The 18126-nt window shown below is 39.0% G+C and carries 14 protein-coding genes; 3 read left to right on the forward strand and 11 right to left on the reverse strand.

The annotated features are described in order from the left end of the window. Position 1 precedes the first annotated feature (1 nt). The 8 genes from M1G05_RS02755 to rexB form a co-directional block, all read right to left on the reverse strand. Entirely contained in the window at positions 2-1102 is a 1101-nt protein-coding gene (locus M1G05_RS02755; RefSeq protein WP_247953038.1) for an EpsG family protein, read from the reverse strand. Between the two features lie 30 nt (positions 1103-1132). Continuing rightward, positions 1133-1786, reverse strand: coding sequence for a CpsD/CapB family tyrosine-protein kinase (locus M1G05_RS02760; RefSeq protein WP_203213488.1), 654 nt, complete (start codon positions 1784-1786; stop codon positions 1133-1135). Between the two features lies 1 nt (position 1787). Beyond that, positions 1788-2336, reverse strand: a complete 549-nt coding sequence (locus M1G05_RS02765) for a YveK family protein (RefSeq protein ID WP_228112187.1) — start codon at positions 2334-2336, stop codon at positions 1788-1790. 198 nt (positions 2337-2534) lie between these two features. Continuing rightward, complete coding sequence (locus tag M1G05_RS02770; protein WP_052691054.1) at positions 2535-3110, reverse strand: sugar transferase; 576 nt, start codon at positions 3108-3110, stop codon at positions 2535-2537. 244 nt (positions 3111-3354) lie between these two features. Beyond that, positions 3355-4086 (reverse strand): capsular polysaccharide biosynthesis protein Cps4B, encoded by a 732-nt coding sequence (cps4B, locus tag M1G05_RS02775; protein WP_247953039.1) that lies wholly within the window; start codon positions 4084-4086, stop codon positions 3355-3357. A gap of 296 nt (positions 4087-4382) precedes the next feature. Next, positions 4383-5561 carry a hypothetical protein gene (locus M1G05_RS02780; protein WP_247953040.1) on the reverse strand — a complete coding sequence of 393 codons (1179 nt, stop codon included), beginning with the start codon at positions 5559-5561 and terminating at the stop codon, positions 4383-4385. 214 nt (positions 5562-5775) lie between these two features. Further along, positions 5776-9426, reverse strand: coding sequence for a helicase-exonuclease AddAB subunit AddA (gene addA, locus M1G05_RS02785; protein WP_247953041.1), 3651 nt, complete (start codon positions 9424-9426; stop codon positions 5776-5778). Continuing rightward, positions 9423-12698, reverse strand: coding sequence for an ATP-dependent nuclease subunit B (gene rexB, locus M1G05_RS02790; protein WP_247953042.1), 3276 nt, complete (start codon positions 12696-12698; stop codon positions 9423-9425). The genes addA and rexB overlap by 4 nt, the downstream gene beginning before the upstream one ends. 117 nt (positions 12699-12815) lie before the next feature. Here rexB and M1G05_RS02795 point away from each other — a divergent pair, with 117 nt between their 5' ends. The 3 genes from M1G05_RS02795 to M1G05_RS02805 all read left to right on the forward strand — a co-directional run bounded on the left by M1G05_RS02795 (position 12816) and on the right by M1G05_RS02805 (position 15438). Further along, entirely contained in the window at positions 12816-13625 is an 810-nt protein-coding gene (locus M1G05_RS02795; protein WP_247953043.1) for a Cof-type HAD-IIB family hydrolase, read from the forward strand. A 141-nt stretch (positions 13626-13766) separates the two neighbouring features. Continuing rightward, complete coding sequence (locus M1G05_RS02800) at positions 13767-14675, forward strand: ATP-binding cassette domain-containing protein (protein WP_247953044.1); 909 nt, start codon at positions 13767-13769, stop codon at positions 14673-14675. Between the two features lie 10 nt (positions 14676-14685). After that, complete coding sequence (locus M1G05_RS02805) at positions 14686-15438, forward strand: ABC transporter permease (protein ID WP_247953045.1); 753 nt, start codon at positions 14686-14688, stop codon at positions 15436-15438. A gap of 40 nt (positions 15439-15478) precedes the next feature. Here M1G05_RS02805 and M1G05_RS02810 read toward each other — a convergent pair whose 3' ends face one another. The 3 genes from M1G05_RS02810 to aguB form a co-directional block, all read right to left on the reverse strand. Beyond that, complete coding sequence (locus tag M1G05_RS02810) at positions 15479-16357, reverse strand: sensor histidine kinase (protein ID WP_247953046.1); 879 nt, start codon at positions 16355-16357, stop codon at positions 15479-15481. Then, a complete protein-coding gene (locus M1G05_RS02815) occupies positions 16354-17055 on the reverse strand; it encodes a response regulator transcription factor (protein WP_247953047.1) in 702 nt (233 codons plus the stop codon). The genes M1G05_RS02810 and M1G05_RS02815 overlap by 4 nt, the downstream gene beginning before the upstream one ends. Positions 17056-17246: 191 nt before the next feature. Then, the gene (gene aguB / locus M1G05_RS02820) at positions 17247-18122 is read right to left on the reverse strand and encodes an N-carbamoylputrescine amidase (RefSeq protein WP_247953048.1); all 876 of its coding nucleotides are present in this window, start codon (positions 18120-18122) and stop codon (positions 17247-17249) included. Positions 18123-18126 lie beyond the last annotated feature (4 nt).

Below are 18126 nucleotides of genomic sequence, written 5' to 3' on the forward strand. Positions count from 1 at the left end.
CCTAATTTCCAAATAACCAATCTACAATAACCGAACGGTAGGGAACGATATTGTACCAGTCAGCTTTAAAATAGACAATGACTAGAAAGATTGCAGCATAAACCAATATCACCAAATAAAATAAAAGCCATTGAACTTTTTTTTCACCTATTTTAGATAAAATCATGGGGATATATAGGCAAATAAAGGGGGTAAAATAGTGTGCGAATCTGCCAAAAAGACTTGTTTGCAAAGTTGACGCAGTAAATAAAAAGGAGATAAAGAACAAAGTTCTTATAAATTCTTCTTCAGTCGATAACTTCTGTTTTCTAATCACTAATTCACCAAAGATCAGAACGATACCATACCAAATTGTTAAAAATACAGGTGCCCATTTATTGCTTTCCAAAAACCATGATGACTCCAGATAGGAAGTATACTGGGGAAAGAAAGAAATAAAGATAGTTGCAATTTGTTTGATAAAAGGTAAGATGATTAGAAATACAAGAAACACAAATTGATATATTCTTTTGTTTAAAACGATTTTTTTAAGAGGGAAAAACAAGAGGCAGACGATACCAGATGTATGAAATAAGGGAGTTAGTAAGATAAATACCCATGCTAAAATCTTCTTGTTTTTTACTACGTAGTGAAACCCTAAAAAACTTAAAGCGATTGCTAGACCTTGCCTGATATTTGATAAAGAATAAAAAAAGAGTCCTAACGAGCTGAAGTAAATCAGTAAACTCATGTAAACATTTTTAGAATGCTTATAAAGCACAAGAAACCAGGCAATTAAAGTTATAAAGGCATAGGAAAATAATAAAAATGGATAGTGCTCACTAAAGTTTCTTAGAAAAATATTACTTACTAAATAACCAAGTTCAAATCGAGAACGAAATAGATTTGATAAATCCGGAAGTTGTAAATGATTCGATTCAAAAATATGGATATAAGTTCCTAAGTCTCCTCCGACGCTAGAAGTACGAAAACCCGCAATGATTAAAAAAAAGAAAAAAGTCGGAAGAACAAGGAAACCTAATTCTTTTGCTTTATCCTCATATTTCAATGAGAAAAAGGCAAGAAAAGAGACATAGACGAACATTAAAAGATAGATTGTCATTTTTTCTCTCCTGCCTTTCAAATAGTTAGTTTAATAATAGTAATAATAGGTGTCTTTATGTGAATCCATTTTATTCATTATCACACCAAGTAGTCTAGCTCCAACATGGTCTAATCTTCTTTTTGCTTCTATTATTTGTCGTCGTTTTGATTTTTTGATATCTACTACCAGAAGGGTAGCATCCGAAATACTGGCTAAAACTTGGGCATCAGTTGCTGCTAGCAAGGGAGGTGTATCGATAATGACATAGTCATAAAAATCTTCAAATGCTTTAAGTGTTTCATCCATCGAAGAACTAGCTAACATCTCAGAAGGATTAGGCGGAACAGGTCCTGAAGTCAGTACATCTAAATTCACATCATTTATCGTTAGATGATTAATGGAATCTACACCAGATCTTTTTAATAAGAAGGTGCTGAGACCCTCGGTATTACTTACCTCTGTTAATTTATGTTGGGTTGGTTTACGCATATCTGCGTCTATGATAATCACTTTTTTCCCTTGTTGAGCCAATGAGGCAGCAAGATTGATACTGACTTCACTCTTTCCTTCATTTGGGTTGGCACTTGTAACGACAATGATTTTAATATTTTTTCCAAATTCTGAGAACTGAAGATTACTCCTTAAAGTTCTAAAGGACTCAGCTACGATGGATTTACTGTTATGAATAACTTCGATATGCATGTCACTCACCTCTTCTCTTTCTCTCTATAGTCGGAATCATCCCGAGAACAGGTGTTCCCACTAACTCTTCCAAGTCTTCGTAAGAATCAATCGAATCACTCAGTACATATTTGATGAAAATAACATTAAATCCTACAAAAGAAAATACTAGAATAGATACAAGAAGATTCTTCCATAGAACGGGATAAACTGGAGAATCACTTCCCAGTGCTTCTGTAACAACTGACAAGTTGTCGCGCCCTAATCTATCTGCTGTAAATTTCTTGTACTGAGACACATACTCTTTAATATAACGTTCAGCTAAATTTCGATCTAGTCCTCTCACTGTTATTGTGACCAACTGAGAACCTGAGTCATTTGTTAATTTAACAGACTTGATTTTTGAAATTTCATCTGGTGATAAGCTTAATGCTTTATTGGTCTCATCTTTTACAGGGGGAAGATCTGCTATCTCTAAATAAGTCTTAGCTTGTCTTTGAAAGAGGTTTATAGCTTCAATCGTTTGCGCATCATTATTTTGCCCATTTGTTTGACTTGAAGTGTTCTTCATTATGAGCTTAGAGGATACACTGTATATAGGAGAAATGATAAAAACAGTATATAGACCAACTGCTGTCGTCCCTACTATAGTAAATAGAAGTAAAAATAGTAGTTTGCTTTTTATCAAAGAAAAAACTCTATTAATATTTTTATTAAAAATAGTCATATTATTGTTTGTTTCCTTTTATTTATTTTTTCTTTCTTAGAACTACCTAGATCCGTTCCCGGTAACCATCACTTTAATTGTTTTTAATAGTATAAGAAAATCTAACTTGATACTTTCGTGATTGATATAGAATAGATCGTAGACTAATTTATCTTTAGGAGTTAATTCATAACCACCATTTACTTGAGCCCATCCTGTGATTCCTGGGCGGACAGCTAAACGTTCATTAAAATTAGGGATATCTTTCAAAAATTCATTGATAAACTCTGGTCGTTCTGGTCGTGGTCCAATAATGGACATCTCACCTTTAATTACATTAATGATTTGTGGTAATTCATCAATTCGTGTTTTACGAATAAAACGTCCAACTTTTGTAATGCGTGTATCATTTTTGCTCGCCCATTTATGACCATTCTTTTCAGCATCTTGATACATGGATCGGAGTTTATAAATTGAAAAACTTTGTCCATTTAAACCAATTCGTTCTTGTATATAAATAGGATTACCACTTGATTCGATTACAATAAAGATACATGCTATTAAACAAATCGGGATAATTAATAGTAATGAGGGTATAGAAATTAGAAGACCTATAATTCTCTTAATTCTCCTATACATAAGCATCATTCTCCTAGAAAAAACTAAGGCGCACGCATATATATGCGTGCGCCACTCACTACGTTGATGCATATATATATATATATATATATATATATATAGTTCCAAGTATAAAAAAGTTAGAACTAATAAAAATATGTATATTTACCAAGAATTAAATCATACAGTTCAATATAACATAAAAAAATAAGATTTTCAAGCTTACGTGATTAAAATACAGGAAATACACCTAAATTAAATGTTGCTAAATATTTTTGTTCGATATAATCAACTGAGGATTCACTAAAAATAATTCTTCTGCTCTTTCCTTTCCATACTGATGACTAATCGTGTCAAATGCTTGCTCCATATATGGCGGTCTTGAGCTTAGATTATGCATATCGCTAGCCACACAGTGAACTAGATTATGGGCAAGAAAATATTGAGCTCTTTTTTTGAGTAAGCGATACTTATCCCCAAACATTTTAGGCTTAAGAACACTTGAACTATTTATTTGAGTATAACATCCCATATCTATCAGCTCTTTAACTCTTTTTTCATTTTTTTCTAGTTCAACATAGCGTTCAATATGGGCAATGACAGGTCTAATACCTAACAATAAAACTTTATTTACTGCATTGCGGATTTCCCAATAGGGGGTGGTCGGGCTGAATTCAATCAAAGCATATTGTGTATCGTTCAGAGTAGGAATCTCTTTATTATTTAATTTTTCAAGAGCATCTTGAGTGAAGTATATTTCAGCTCCATATAGAATTTTTAACTCTGGTAATGCTCTTTTAGCGAGATCCTGAACTTCTTTAAAGTTTTTCATTATACAATCTTCTGGAGTTTCAAACATATTTTTACGACGATGTGAAGTGGATACAATCGTACGAACTCCCTGTGAAAAAGCTTCTTTCAGAAGAGTTAGGCTTTCTTCTTTTGTGCTTGGTCCATCATCTACACCAAAAACAATGTGAGAGTGGATATCAATCATGTAATATTTCCTTATATAATAGAGTTTTAGGCGCTGTAATAAATAATTTAACACATATATATAAGCGTTTTGAATAACCTATAAATATTGGTTTATACAGTTTGTTTTCCTAGTGTTATTATACTACGAAATATTAAAATAATCTAGTTATTCTTATAAGATTTTAAAAGTTATCTAGTTTAATAAAGCGTATATAAATAAGCGGATTTTTGTTTTCTAATAAATCTATAGAGAATGATAATGACACTGACTATTCAAACTAACACCTACCATGGAATTTCCACGGTAGGTGTTACTCATATCAATAATCGTTCTAAAAATGGTTTAATACAGTTGATGAGGATTCCTTCTATCCAGCTTTCCTGTGCTGAGGAGAGATGCTCTGCTTGAAGGCTTTCTTTTAGAAAATCTCGAACTTGTTCTGGTGCGATTTCAAACTCAAAAGCTTTCATTTTATAGAAAAAGTCGAGCAGATGATTTGAGAGATATTGGGTTGAAAATGGCACTTCTCCACTTTTTCGATATTCTAATAAGAGCCGAGCAAATCTGGATTTTTCTTCAGGAAGCTCACGAAAATAGGAATTGAGAAGCCAGGTCTGCTTCTGCTTTCTTTCAATTGGGTCTTGAGTAGCAATTCGTTGGTCTTTTTCCAGCTCTTTTTGATATTGTTTGGCCTTGATGGCCCGTTCTGTTCTATTTTTACCAAAAAGAATTTTCTCCCATTTGCGTTCTTCTTGAGTCAGGGTTTCTGTAAAACCAAAATAATCTTGATAAGCCCGCTCTGCTGGGCCCATGGCTAGAACTAGATTGTCTGCATACTGCTTGGCTATTTTATCCCTCTTCTTGCGCTCTTTCTCTGCCTGAATACGGAGTTCTTGTTCGTAGTCAATTTTCTCCTTACCTAGCTTGACAAGGTAGAGTTGGTCATCTGGTTTTCCAAGTAAAAAGGGTTTGATACACTTTTCAAGGACTTCTTCCATCCGAGCCTTTTTCTTGGGCTCTGCCTTAGTCCAACTTCCTCCCTGAAAGACTTCTAAGAAAAGCTGGTAGTCACTCTCAGGCGCAAATTGATTGCCACGATTGGGTTTGAAAACACCTTTTTCCCAGAGCCATTTTAGAAGTCGCTCGTCAAAGTCACTTTTATTGACCTTGATTTTTTCCTTTTTCTGGGCTTTTCTGGTCAGATTTTCAACCTTTCTGAGCAGTTTTTCTTCCTCTTCCAGTTGCTGGTCAAGGGTCAATCGATGAAAATGACGAACACAGTCGCTACCAATCGGAAAGAGGCGTTGACCTGTGACACTGTTAAAGAGTTCGTAGGCGTACTTGATGGCATTTCCACAGACACAATTGCTACGGCCGATACCGTTAAAAATCAAGGAAACTTCATTCCATTCCTTGGTAGCTTGTTCCCAAGTATCAGCTTTTGAAGCCTGTAAAACCGCATCATGCAGGGATTTTCTAACTGGAAGTGTCATGAGGTCTCCTTTCTAATACTCAATGAAAATCAAAGAGCAAACTAGGAAGCTAGCCACAGGTTGCTCAAAACACAGTTTTGAGGTTGTAGATAAGACTGACGAAGTCAGCTCAAAACACAGTTTTGAGGTTGTGGATAGAACTGACGAAGTCAGTAACCATATCTACAGCAAGCTGAAGCTGACGTGGTTTGAAGAGATTTTCGAAGAGTATAAATTATACTTTTACAACTTGAACCTCGTCTTTACCGAGTAAAATCAAGTATTTTTCAATATTTTCAATCGAATAGGATCGTGATAAAGCTTCTCCGTATAGGGATAACTGACCACGATAGCGGTCTACGAGTTGACTCGGTTCATCATAGCGGTCTGTCTTATAGTCAAACAGAACAATTTTATCTTCGTAAAGTAGATAGCCATCAAGGATACCACGGACAACGAAGTCTTCCTGACTCTTTTGGTCTCGTTTGAGCATGGAAAAAGGTTGCTCGCGATAAAGATGGTTGGTATTAGCGAGAATTTCCTGACCGAGTGCTGTGTCAAAGAATGCAAGAATTTTAGCAAGATTGATCTTGTCTCTGACAGCTTGGCTAGTTTGAACTTGTTTGAGAGTTTCTGTCAGGCTAGCAAGAGTTGGTCGCTGACTGAGATCCATTCTCTGCATGAGTTCGTGGGTGTCACTACCAATCTCAGCTCCTGTTACCTTTTCTTTGGTTGAAAAATCTGGCAAATCAAAGTTGATTTTCTTGTCTACTGACTGTCCTTGACTTGCAATCTCAACACCTTCCATATCCATAACAGGTTCGTAGAATTTCTTGATTTGACTTGGGGTTTGAACACTAGGAAGTTCAATGGCTGCGCGGTGAAGAGTATTATAAACTTCAACTTCTTTCAGCATTTCAAGAGCTTCTTTAATGGTATTTGACTGACGATTGTCTGCTTGGGAGCTATCTTGGAGAGGACTTTTGTTTTCCAACTCTCCGATAGATTCTCTAGTCAGCTGATCTTCACCAACAAAACGATAGCTAAAATTGAGATGATCCTTTGCAAACACTTTGCTGATAGCCCAAATCCAATCTTGGAAATTCCTTGCTTGAAGTCTAGTGTTGCTGTTTAGTTTTCCATTTTTAGCTGCTGGGTATTCCTTAGCTTCCAGCTTTTCACGAGAACCTTTACCGACAAGATAGAGCTTTTTCTCAGCCCTTGTCATAGCAACATAAAGAAGGCGCATCTGTTCTGAATAGCTTGCTAGCTGTAATTCCTCTTCATTCTGTCTATAAGTCAGACTAGGAATGGAGAGTTTGATGGTTTTAGGATAGTAGTCTTCTACTGCCCCTGTCTCCATCTTGGCGATATATTTGACACCAAGTCCATTTTTACGGCTGAGAATGACTTCTGACATAGAGTCTTGCTTGTTGAAATCTTGATCCATATTGAGGATAAAGACGTAAGGAAACTCCAGCCCTTTACTCTTGTGAATGGTCATGAGCTCTACTGCATCTTTTGGCGGTGCGACGGCCACGCTTGCAAGATCGTGCTGGGCTTCTAAAACTTGGTTAATCATACCAATAAAACGAGACAAGCCCTTGAAATTACTCTTTTCAAATTGATCAGCACGCAGTGCTAGGGCATAGAGATTAGCTTGTCTAGCAGGCCCATTTGGCAAAGCCCCAACATAGTCATAATAAAAACGGTCGTTGTAAATCTTCCAAATCAAGTCATAGAGGGAGTGGGTTTTGGCATACAGACGCCAAGAAGCCAAGATATTCATGAATTGATTTAGTTTCTCAGCTAGAGCTGTATGAATCAAGCTTTTTTGACTACTTGCCAGTTTTTGTGCATTGACCAGTTTTTCATAGAGATTTTCTTGGACTTTATCCCCTGCTTTCTGAAGGGACAAACGTGCTAACTCGTCCTCATCAAAGCCAAACATTGGAGACTTCATAAGGGCAACCAAGGCATAGTCTTGAAGGGGATTGTGAATGACACGAAGGGTGTCCAGCATGACTTGCACTTCTAGGGATTGGAGATAATTGTTTTGCTCTCCATCGGTTTTGACAGGAATCCCGTACTCAGACAAAGCGAGAAGAATCTGATCATTACGACTGCGACTGGAGGTCAGAAGGGCAATTTCTTTAAAGGCAACACCTTGTTCCTGATGAAGTTTAAGAATTTCCTTGATAACTAATCGCATTTCGCCTGTTAGTTTCGTTTCTGCCTGCCCCTCTTCTTCCTCACTTGTGTCATCCTTATCGTAGAGGAGAATTTCTGCCTTGTTTTCTGGATTAGGAGTCAGTTTGGTATTGGCAAAAACAAGCTGGTGCATGTTATCATAGTTGATTTCGCCGACCTCTTGGTCCATGAGACGTTCAAAGACATCATTGGTTGCTGACAGCACTTCTGAACCGCTACGGAAATTTTCCTTGAGGAGAATGAGCTTGCCCTCTTTTGGATTTTGCACATAGCGTTGGAATTTCTCATTGAAAATCTGCGGGTCTGCCTGACGGAAACGATAGATAGATTGCTTGATATCTCCCACCATAAAGCGATTGTGGCTATTAGACAACAATTCCAGCATCCGTTCTTGAATGTGATTGGTATCCTGATACTCATCGACCATGACTTCGTGGAAACGTTCCTGATAAGCTTCACGAACTTGCGGGAATTTCTCTAAAATCTCAATGGTGTAATGGCTGATATCAGCGAATTCAAAGGCATTTTCCTGACGTTTACGCTGACGATAAGATTCCACAAAATCACTCATGAAAGATTGGAAGGTCTTAGATAGTTCCCAGGTATCTCCATGATAACGTTCTTGATAGTCGAGAATGGTTATCTGGTCTGACAGTTGTCCTAGTTTAGCAAACTGGGTCTTTCTCTCTTCGTTGTAGGCATCGGCCAGGGGCTTCAAATCAGCCTTACGGCTGGCATTAGTCAGAGATCGACCGTTTTTCTCTTTCGAAATTGCGACAACACGCGCAAGCACCGTTTGATAAGCCTGACTATCGGACTCTTGATTTAAGGAGCCAATTTCATCCAGAATCAACTGAACATTTTCTAAATAAGCAGCCTTGGGAAACTCCTTGGAATCATTATCCAGATGATAACGGAAAAAGCTTTCCAAATCCCAAAGGGCTTGCTGGATTTGCTCAGTCAGTTTTTCTTTTTCACTGGTAAAATCAGCTTTCTCAAAGCCTTTTAAGAAAGATTCACTCAGCCACTTTTGAGGATTGCTGGTGGATTGGAGGAAGTCATAGATTTTGTAGACTTGCTGGCGCAGACCACGTTCATCCTTGCCACGCCCTGCAAAGTTTTTCAGCAAATGACTAAAGGTCTCTTTCTGTTTACCTTGGTAATGCGCTTCAAATACCTCATGGAAGACTTCGTTTTTGAGAAGGAGTTGTTCACTCTGGTTTTGTAAAATACGGAAATTAGGCGCAATATCAATCAGATAGCCATGTTTACCAAGGAATTTTTGTGTGAAAGAGTCCATGGTTCCGATGGCAGCGTTGGGTAGATCAGCCAACTGACGACCCAAGTGTTGTTTGAGGTCGACATCGCTGCTTTCTTGGATTTGCTTGCTGATTTTTTTCTCTAAACGTTCCTTAAGCTCAGTGGCTGCCTTAACGGTAAAGGTTGAGATGAAGAGTTGAGAAATTTCGACACCACGAGCCAATTGATCTAGAATGCGCTCTGCCATAACAAAGGTCTTCCCAGAACCAGCCGATGCTGAAACAAGGATATTTTGACCAGAATTGTAGATGGCTTCGATTTGCTCGGCAGTTTTCTTCTGTTCCTTGCTCGAGTGCGCTTCTGCTTCTTGCAGTTTTTGAATTTCTTCCTCAGTTAAAAAGGAAATAGGCTTCATCGATTCAACTCCTCTCTTATTTTTTCAAACCAAGCTTGCTTGAGTTTTTCTCCGACCAGACGTTGGCCATCAGCTAAGTCCAATTTTTCTAGGAAACGGGCTTGGCCCAAGTGGTAATTGGCTTCAAATCCTGTGATGGCTTGATGTTGCTGAACATACGGTGCAATACTTCTGCCATTTTCAGTATAAGGGTTAATGGCGAACTGACCTTTTAAAATCTTCTCAGCAGCTTTCTTGTAAAGATGGGCATTGTAGTCCAGTAGGAGCTGGAATTCCTCATCTGTGAGCTGATTGGACTTGTTTTTGTTGTAAAATTCACCCAAATGACTGCTTTCTTTTTCTAAAAAGAGTCCTTGGTATTTCATAGACTTGCTGGCTTCTACTACTGCACCTGCCAGACTTTTAACCGCCATCAAAGATTGGACGGGTTCAGTCATTTCCAAGTACATGGCACCAAAAAAGTTCTGCTCCCCTTCTCTTTTTAAGGCAGCTAGATAAGTTGGCAACTGAGAATTGAGGCCATTAAAGAAATGAGGAAACTGGAACTGGGTCAGACTGGATTTGTAGTCTACTACTCCTATCGATCCATCAGCTTTCAAACGGTCAATCCGGTCCACCTTACCTCGTACAAAGACACTGCGACCATTGTCCAATTGAATAAAGGCTTGGTCTTTGCCGCCAAAATTCGCTTCCTCTTTGATGGTTTCGATGGCTGGATTGTGTCGGAGAATGTGGCCAGTCGTCCGTGCAACATCAAGCAAAACTTCCTTGGTAAACTGGGCTTCCAAACTTTCTTGATAAATGGCTTCAAATTCGCGTTCTCGACTGGTTTCTTGGATAGCTTGTTCTAGACGTTTGTCTAAGGAATCTTCATCAGGTAACTGCAATGCACGTTCAAAAATGCGGTGCAAGAAATTTCCGTGACTACGAGCATCAGGGCGCAGGCGTAATTCCTCCTGTAAGCCTAGAACATAACGGAGGAAATAACTGTATTCATTGCGGTAAAACTCCGTCAAACCAGATGTAGACAGGTAAAACTCCTGATCAGCAGGATAGAGAGCCTGTAAGGTATCCTTGGTCAACTGCTTACTGCTTGGACTGGTTGGGAGGGCTGGATTTTCCAAACCTTGCTGGTCTAGTTTTTTACCCATCACACGCGCCAGAACCTTAACAAAGGTCAAATCTTGCTCAGTCTCACTCATCTCACCCTGCTGATGATAGGCAACCAGACTAGACAAAAGACTGTGATATGACCCCATATCTTCCTTAGACAGCCCCTTGTGATTCATCCTCTTCTCTTTCCGACTAAATCCAAAATGGACCAGTTCTTGAAGATAGGCTGACTCCTTACTTTCACTTTCGTTAAAAAGGCTTGGAGCCGACAAGACCAACTGCTTACGAGCAGAATTGACCAAGGAAAGCATAGTATAGCGATTTTTCTTGAGATTTTCACTGCTGGCAATCAGCAATTGTGCCCCATCTTCTGTCGCTTGGTTTAGTCTCTGTCTTTCTTCGTCTGTCAAAAGACTGGTGTTTTGGGCAATTTTTGGTAAATTGTCCTGAGTCAAACCAATAGCATAGACAAAGTCAGCCGTTAAGGGCGCAATCAAATCGTAACTCTGCACCAGAACAGTGTCCACTGTTGCTGGAATGGTACGGTATTGGGACAAACTCATTCCAGAATGGAGCAAGGCTAGAAAGTCCTCTAGATTAACTTGTGAACCAGCAAAAACGGTCGCAAATTGTTCTAAAACATGACAGAAAGCCTTCCAAACTTCGGCTTGTCTTTCCTGTTCTATAGCTTCCATAGTGGCTGTCAAATCTTGTAACTGCTTGGTCACAGCTCCTTCTTTTAGAAAAGAATTCCACTTTTGCAAGAGATTTTCAGTCTTCTGTTTTCGACTGGCAAAGAGAGTTTCAAGAGGCTCTAAAATTCTCAGACGAAGAGCATTTAAACGTTCCAGATTAAATTTTCCATGGTGGGATTTGGTAAAGGTTTGCTGAAAGGCTTGCAAGCCATTGATACCAAGATAACGGATATATTGCTCAAAAGCATCAATATCAGCCTGACTAAGGTCGGTATACAAACCTGTTCTGAGAAGGTTAATCAAATCCTCCTGACGAAAACGGTAGCGTTTCAAAGCTAAAATAGATTCGACAAACTGTGTCAAGGGGTGGTGCGCCATGGATTCGCTTCTACCAAGATAGAAAGGAATCTGATACTGATCAAAAATGGTTTTCAGCGATAACTGGTAAGAAGCTACATCCCCTAAGAGAATACGAAAATGCTTGTAGCTCAGGTTTGAGTTCTCATGCAATTTCTGACGAATGTTGCGGGCTACTAGCTCCAACTCCTCCTTTTGCGTCAAGCAAGACCAGATTTGTAAGTTATCATGGTCCTTCTCATCGACATCCAATGTTAATTCTGAAAAGTCATAAGAAGACTCCAGCAAACGAGAGGCCTTGTCAAAACTATCCATCTTTTCATGAGTTTGAGAACAATCCAGAGCAGGAGTTTGGTATTTAGAGGCTAGATGATGGAGAAACTCCACACTGGCTTGGTAGAGATTGCCTTCAGCGAATGGACTGGTATAGGCTTTCTTACTAGCATAAACCCCAATGACAACCTCAACACCCTTGCCATGAAGTAGGTCCACAATTCGTTCTTCCTCAGCAGAAAAACGGGTAAATCCATCAATGACTAAAGCAATTTGAGTGAAATCACTACTTACTTTGTCATTCTCAATAGCCTCAATCAAATGGGATAACTGACTTCCCTGAGCCAACTGACCCTGATTGAGGTAGGCCGTTACTTTCTCAAAAATCAAGAGTAAATCGGCTCGCTTATCCTCATCTGTTAAACTCTCCAAGTCCAAAAAACTCATTTGAGCAGTCGTCATCTCGTGATAAAGATCAATCAACTGCTGGATAAACTGAGGATCCTGCTTAATCGCACCATAAACACGTAAATCCTTAGGATCAAGTTCGGCAAGGCATTTGTAAAAGGCCATCCCAAGACCAATATCATCAAGACTGGTCTTGACAGGCAAATCATTCAAAATCAGGTAACGAGCCATTTGAGCAAAGCGCGTGACGGTAATCGCAAAAGAAGCCTGCTGGGACAAGCATTCCAGCACGGCGCGTTCCTTTTCAAAAGAAAGAGAGTTGGGAGCGATGTAGAAGACTCGCTTGCCAGCAGCAACTAGCTCCTCTGCCTCTCTGGTTAGAATTTCTGTCAAAGAAGTCCGAATATCAGTATAAAGTAATTTCATCTCTGCCTCGTTGGAATTTTTCATTACCTTTTATTATACCATGATTAGCCCTAAGATTCCTCCTCCTTTCCTCTAAAATATGCTATAATAATACCAAAAGATAAAGAAGGAAGTCTTATGATTAAACTACTAGCCTTGGATATGGACGGAACCCTCCTCAATGAAGCCAAGGAAATTCCACAAGCTCACATTACTGCTATTCACAAAGCCATTGAAAAAGGTGTCAAACTTGTTCTCTGTACGGGTCGCCCGCTTTTCGGTGTCCTCCCCTACTATAAAAAACTGGGACTTGACCTCCAGAATGAGTATGTTATTGTTAACAACGGTTGCTCAACCCACCAGACAAGTGACTGGGGACTAGTTGATTGGCAAGAACTTAGTCCAGCAGACATCGAATACCTCTATGACCTAGCAGAAAAAAGCGACGTCCAGTTGACTCTTTTTGATGAGGAACATTATTTTGTCCTCGGTGGCAAGCCCAATCAAGTCATCCAAAATGATGCCGACCTAGTCTTTTCAGACCTGACTGAAATTTCCCTTGAGGAAGCTACCAGTGGCAAGTATCGTATGTTCCAAGGTATGTTTTTAGGTACAGAGGAACAAACAGATGATTTTGAAGAGCGTTTTGCTGAGGAGCTTTGTCAACGATTTAGTGGAGTTCGTTCACAGTCTGTCATTTATGAAGCTATGCCACTTGGTACGACCAAGGCTACTGCTCTTTCTCGACTAGCTGAGATTTTGAAGATTGATTCCTCAGAAATCATGGCCATGGGCGATGCTAATAACGATATCGAAATGCTCCAGTTTGCAGGGCTTGGGATTGCGATGGGAAATGCCAGCAATTATGTCAAATCCCTAGTTGATGACGTTACAGCAAGCAACGAAGAAGACGGCGTCGCGCGTGCCATTGAGAAATATATTTTATAGTAAAGAAGCCCAGTTCATACCAACTGGGTTTTGATATTTAAGAATTCCTAAAACTTTAGAAACTCTTTAGAAATGCTTGAGCTTTCTTTGATTTCTATACTTTATACTAAAGTTAACAAAATAAATCAAAAGGAGAGAATCATGAAAACAGTACTTGATATTCATGGATTGTCCAAAAACTTTGACAAACAAGCTATTCTTCAGGATCTTCATCTAACAATAAGAGAGGGAGATATTTATGGACTTATCGGAAAGAATGGAGCTGGGAAAACCACCTTAATCAAAATCATTACGCAACTACTGTTTGCGGATAAAGGAACTGTTTCCCTCTTTTCTAGTAAATCAGAAAATGAGTGGACCAAGGCTCTATCTCGAGTAGGTTCAGTGATCGAATCACCTGTAGCTCATAATCACTTAACAGCCTATCAAAATCTGAAATATTACTGTATGATTCGTCATATTCCAAATGCTGATCAAGTCATTCGAGAAACGCTGGACTATGTAGGTTTGGCAGATACAGGTAAAAAAGTCTTTCGTGATTTCTCTCTAGGAATGAAACAAAGACTTGGTATCGCCATTGCCCTTCTATCTAAACCAGACTTCCTGATCTTAGATGAACCTATCAATGGTCTCGACCCAATCGGTATCAAAGAATTTCGACTAATGATTCAACGGCTCAATCAAGAAAAAGGGATCACCATTCTCATCTCTAGCCATATCTTGTCAGAACTCTACCTCGTAGCTAATCGTTTTGGTATTTTAGATCAAGGCAAGATTATCCGTGAAATCAGCAAAGCTGAATTTGAAACACTAAGTGAGGATTATATTGTGCTTAAGACAGCTGATCAAGAGAAAGCTTGTCAAGTATTGAAAGAACAAATCCAGCTCCAGTTCAAGGTTGTTAATCCAGAAAATGAAATTCATATCTTTGGTCAGGAACAAGATGTCAAACAGATTCTTAAGGAATTAACCTTGGCAGATGTTGCCATTGACGAGATTTACTATGCCCGTCAAAATCTAGAAGAATACTTCACTCAATTGGTCGAATAGGAGGAAAATCATGATACATACCATTCAAGCAGACTTTTACCGTCTTTTCCGTTCCAAAGGATTCTGGATTACAGAGTTCATTCTCTTTGCTCTCATGCTAATGGGTGCAAGTATAGGAGCTACGGGTCATCTGATGGCAATCCAGACAGAAGAACCAGAAATTCCAACCCATGGCTGGGACGGTGTACAAGCCTTGATTAACGCGTCTAGTCAAGGTTCAAACCTCGTTTTTCTCTGTATTGTTCTAACTTGTCTAGTTTTAGGTGTTGATTTAATCGGAAAGCTCTATAAAAATAGTTTGACAGTAGGGGTTTCTCGTACAGAGTTTTTCCTTGCCAAAGCCTTTGTAGTGGCTTGTATTGCACTCTTGCAACTTATCATCAGCCTTGTGATTGCCTTTATTCCAGCAACTATCTTAAATGGATTTGGAACCATGCCTGATGGCTTTATTGGCAATCTACTGATAACCATTTCCCTTCAATTCCTTTGCCTCCTTGCTTGGCTTTCCATTGTTTCCTTCATCCTCTATGTTAGTCATTCTTATCTTGCAGTATTTATTGGCTATTTGGTCAGCTCTATCTTACTTTCTATGCCAATGCTCATCTTCCCAAGTATCAAAATTTTGCCATATTTATCATTGCAGTTTTTCTATGCTATGACTGCTAATAGTGAATCCATTTTCTATACACTTATAGTTACTTTAGCTGTTATTCTAATCTTTAATCTAAGTGGACTGGCAGTTTTCAAAAAGAAAAGTCTATAAAAAAATGACCTCCTCTAGCTACAGAGGAGGGTTCTTTTCGTTAAAAGTAAATGAAAACTGACAACCATTGCCCATCTGTGCTTAGTTTCATTTCTGCACCGAGAAGATGACATAATTCCTCAGTGATATAAAGGCCTAAACCAGAGGATTCTTCCGTGTCTGATAGATTTTCAGAATAAAAACGGTTGCTGAGATTTTCTATTCTTTTGATGGGTTGTTTGACAAGGTTTGCAATCTCTAAGACAAGCTGTTCCTTTTCCTTTCTCAAAGATAGCCGCGCTTCTTCCTTGCCATGTTTGAGGACATTCCCAAGCAGATTTTGTAAAATTCGATCCAGCAAGTTTTCATCAGTCCTCATTGTTAAACCAGCTTCAACCTTAAAATCAAGCGTGATATTCGCCGCTTGAAAAACATCATAATAAGCAAGAGTCTTCTTGGTAATAAAAGCTGAAAGATCAACTTCTTCCAGTTTCGGTTTGACAGCTCCTTCCATCAAACGACGATATTCTAGGAGAGCCTCCAAACGTTTGGAAACTAAATCAAGATGCTGGGCTATTTTTTGTAAGGTTTCTGCTTTGTTTTCAGGAGTTTTTATCAATTGTTGGGTGTAGCCTGAAGCGATAGTCAGAGGCGTCCGAATATCATGGGCGATATTGCTGATGGCCATATCCAGAGTGTGCTTTTCCCTTTTCATCACCAACCGAGATTGTTCCACTTCTTGAAATAGATTTTCAATTTGCTGGTAGAGATGTAAAAAATGTTTGGAAAAAATGCTGACTCCGACTCTTTTCATACTACCTGTGAGAATCTTGTCTTCAATCTGTTGACTCAAGTTTTTAAGTGCTATATGGTAGCGAATCAATGCAGTCGATAAAATAATTAGGAGTACTAGTAGGACAAAAATTATCATGTAGGTCATTGCTTGTCTCCTTTTAATCTTACCCCAACGCCCCAGATGGTTTCAATATATTCTTGATTTGGGTCAAGCTGGTTTAATTTTTTACGAAGATTACTCAAATGCGTATTGAGAGTATTATCTCCAGGTAGGTAGCTATCCTCCCAGACCAATTCATAAAGTTCTTCCTTAGTGAAAATTTTCTTTGGATATTTAAGGAGAGTTTGGAGAATCAAGCATTCTTTCTTGGCAAGGCGAATCGTTTCCTGACTATTTTTGATTTCAAAACTTTCGGCATCAAACTGGATATTTTTCAAGTTTTGTGGCAGATTTTCAGTTTTTTCTATTTCCATAGGCTGTTTTTCTACGCTTTGACGTAATTGAACAGTAACTCTGGCAAAGACTTCGTCCAAATCAAAAGGTTTGACTATGTAATCATTGGCACCGTCTAAGAGGTATTGACTGATTAACTTCTTATCGCTCAAAGCTGTTAGCATAATGACTGGAGTTTGACTTTGTTCCCTGATGGCTTTTAAAACCTGATCCCCATTTTTCCCAGGAAGCATGATATCTAGCAAAACGAGGTCAATCCCACCTTGGTCAAAAAGCATGATTCCTTCAGTTCCTGAAAAGGCTTGAATCACCTCATGCTCCTCAGTAAGAAGTGTTCGTAAAATCTCTTGAATGTCACTATTGTCTTCAATGACCAATATCCTAGCCATAAATACCAACCTTTCTGCAACTATTATAGCATGTTTTATTGATAAAGCTTAAACAGAAAAGCTCCTCGCATAAAAGCGCGAGAAAGCCTTAGAGGGTTAAAATATAAAATCCACTTACTAGACAACATAGTATCCTTATAGTTAAAAATAAGAAGTTAATCTAGCAGAATGAATCTCTCATTTCTCTCCTACTAGTCCGTAATGCGTTGATACATTTCGGGTCTTCTATCTCGAAACAAGCCCCAGTTTAGGCGTTCGCTTGCTCCCTTGTCTAGGTCATAAGTAGCTAACAGAACAGCTTCAGCTTGTCTTTCAGCTCGCTCTAGAATAGCTCCGGTTTCATCCGTCATAAAGGATGAACCGTAGAAGTCAAGACTGGAACTCTGTCCACCATTTTCCTCACTAGGAGTGACTTCTTCCAAGCCATAGCGATTGGCAGCAATAACTGGGACAATATTTGCTGCTGCGTGTCCTTGCATGGTACGTTGCCAGTGACCACAACTATCTGTATCCAAAATCGGCTCTGAACCGATGGCTGTAGGATAAAAGAGCAATTCAGCACCATTTAACGCAAGACAGCGTGCTGTTTCAGGGAACCATTGATCCCAACAGATACCGATCCCAATCTTGGCATAGCGAGTATCCCAGACCTTGAAACCTGTGTTACCGGGTGTGAAATAAAACTTTTCTTGATAATAATGATCATCTGGTATGTGAGTCTTCCGATAAACGCCCAGCACTTCCCCATCTGCATCAATGACGGCAATAGAGTTATACAAGACATTGCCATCTTTTTCATAGAAACTAATCGGTAGAACAACTTGTAGTTCTTTAGCAAGCTCCTTAAAATGCAAAATGGCTGTATTGTCTGTCACCGACTGAGCATGCTGGTAGTAGTCATACTGACGTTCCTGACAGAAATAGGGACGTTCAAACAACTCGGGCAAGAGAACAATTTGTGCACCTTGTTCTGCAGCCTGACGTACTAAACGCTCTGCGGTTTGGATATTTGTTGCCACATCCTTAGCGCATTGCATCTGAATGGCTGCAACTCTTACATTTCTCATCTTT

This window comes from Streptococcus mitis (assembly GCF_023109515.1).
GTDB classification, from domain to species: domain Bacteria; phylum Bacillota; class Bacilli; order Lactobacillales; family Streptococcaceae; genus Streptococcus; species Streptococcus mitis_CS.

Bases quoted from the DNA above. Each gene is read 5' to 3' on its own strand.
- M1G05_RS02755 (WP_247953038.1), bottom strand. From the start codon at position 1,102: ATGACAATCTATCTTTTAATGTTCGTCTATGTCTCTTTTCTTGCCTTT.
- M1G05_RS02760 (WP_203213488.1), bottom strand. From the start codon at position 1,786: ATGCATATCGAAGTTATTCATAACAGTAAATCCATCGTAGCTGAGTCC.
- M1G05_RS02765 (WP_228112187.1), bottom strand. From the start codon at position 2,336: ATGAAGAACACTTCAAGTCAAACAAATGGGCAAAATAATGATGCGCAA.
- M1G05_RS02770 (WP_052691054.1), bottom strand. From the start codon at position 3,110: ATGTATAGGAGAATTAAGAGAATTATAGGTCTTCTAATTTCTATACCC.
- cps4B (WP_247953039.1), bottom strand. From the start codon at position 4,086: ATGATTGATATCCACTCTCACATTGTTTTTGGTGTAGATGATGGACCA.
- M1G05_RS02780 (WP_247953040.1), bottom strand. From the start codon at position 5,561: ATGACACTTCCAGTTAGAAAATCCCTGCATGATGCGGTTTTACAGGCT.
- addA (WP_247953041.1), bottom strand. From the start codon at position 9,426: ATGAAGCCTATTTCCTTTTTAACTGAGGAAGAAATTCAAAAACTGCAA.
- rexB (WP_247953042.1), bottom strand. From the start codon at position 12,698: ATGAAATTACTTTATACTGATATTCGGACTTCTTTGACAGAAATTCTA.
- M1G05_RS02795 (WP_247953043.1), top strand. From the start codon at position 12,816: ATGATTAAACTACTAGCCTTGGATATGGACGGAACCCTCCTCAATGAA.
- M1G05_RS02800 (WP_247953044.1), top strand. From the start codon at position 13,767: ATGAAAACAGTACTTGATATTCATGGATTGTCCAAAAACTTTGACAAA.
- M1G05_RS02805 (WP_247953045.1), top strand. From the start codon at position 14,686: ATGATACATACCATTCAAGCAGACTTTTACCGTCTTTTCCGTTCCAAA.
- M1G05_RS02810 (WP_247953046.1), bottom strand. From the start codon at position 16,357: ATGACCTACATGATAATTTTTGTCCTACTAGTACTCCTAATTATTTTA.
- M1G05_RS02815 (WP_247953047.1), bottom strand. From the start codon at position 17,055: ATGGCTAGGATATTGGTCATTGAAGACAATAGTGACATTCAAGAGATT.
- aguB (WP_247953048.1), bottom strand. From the start codon at position 18,122: ATGAGAAATGTAAGAGTTGCAGCCATTCAGATGCAATGCGCTAAGGAT.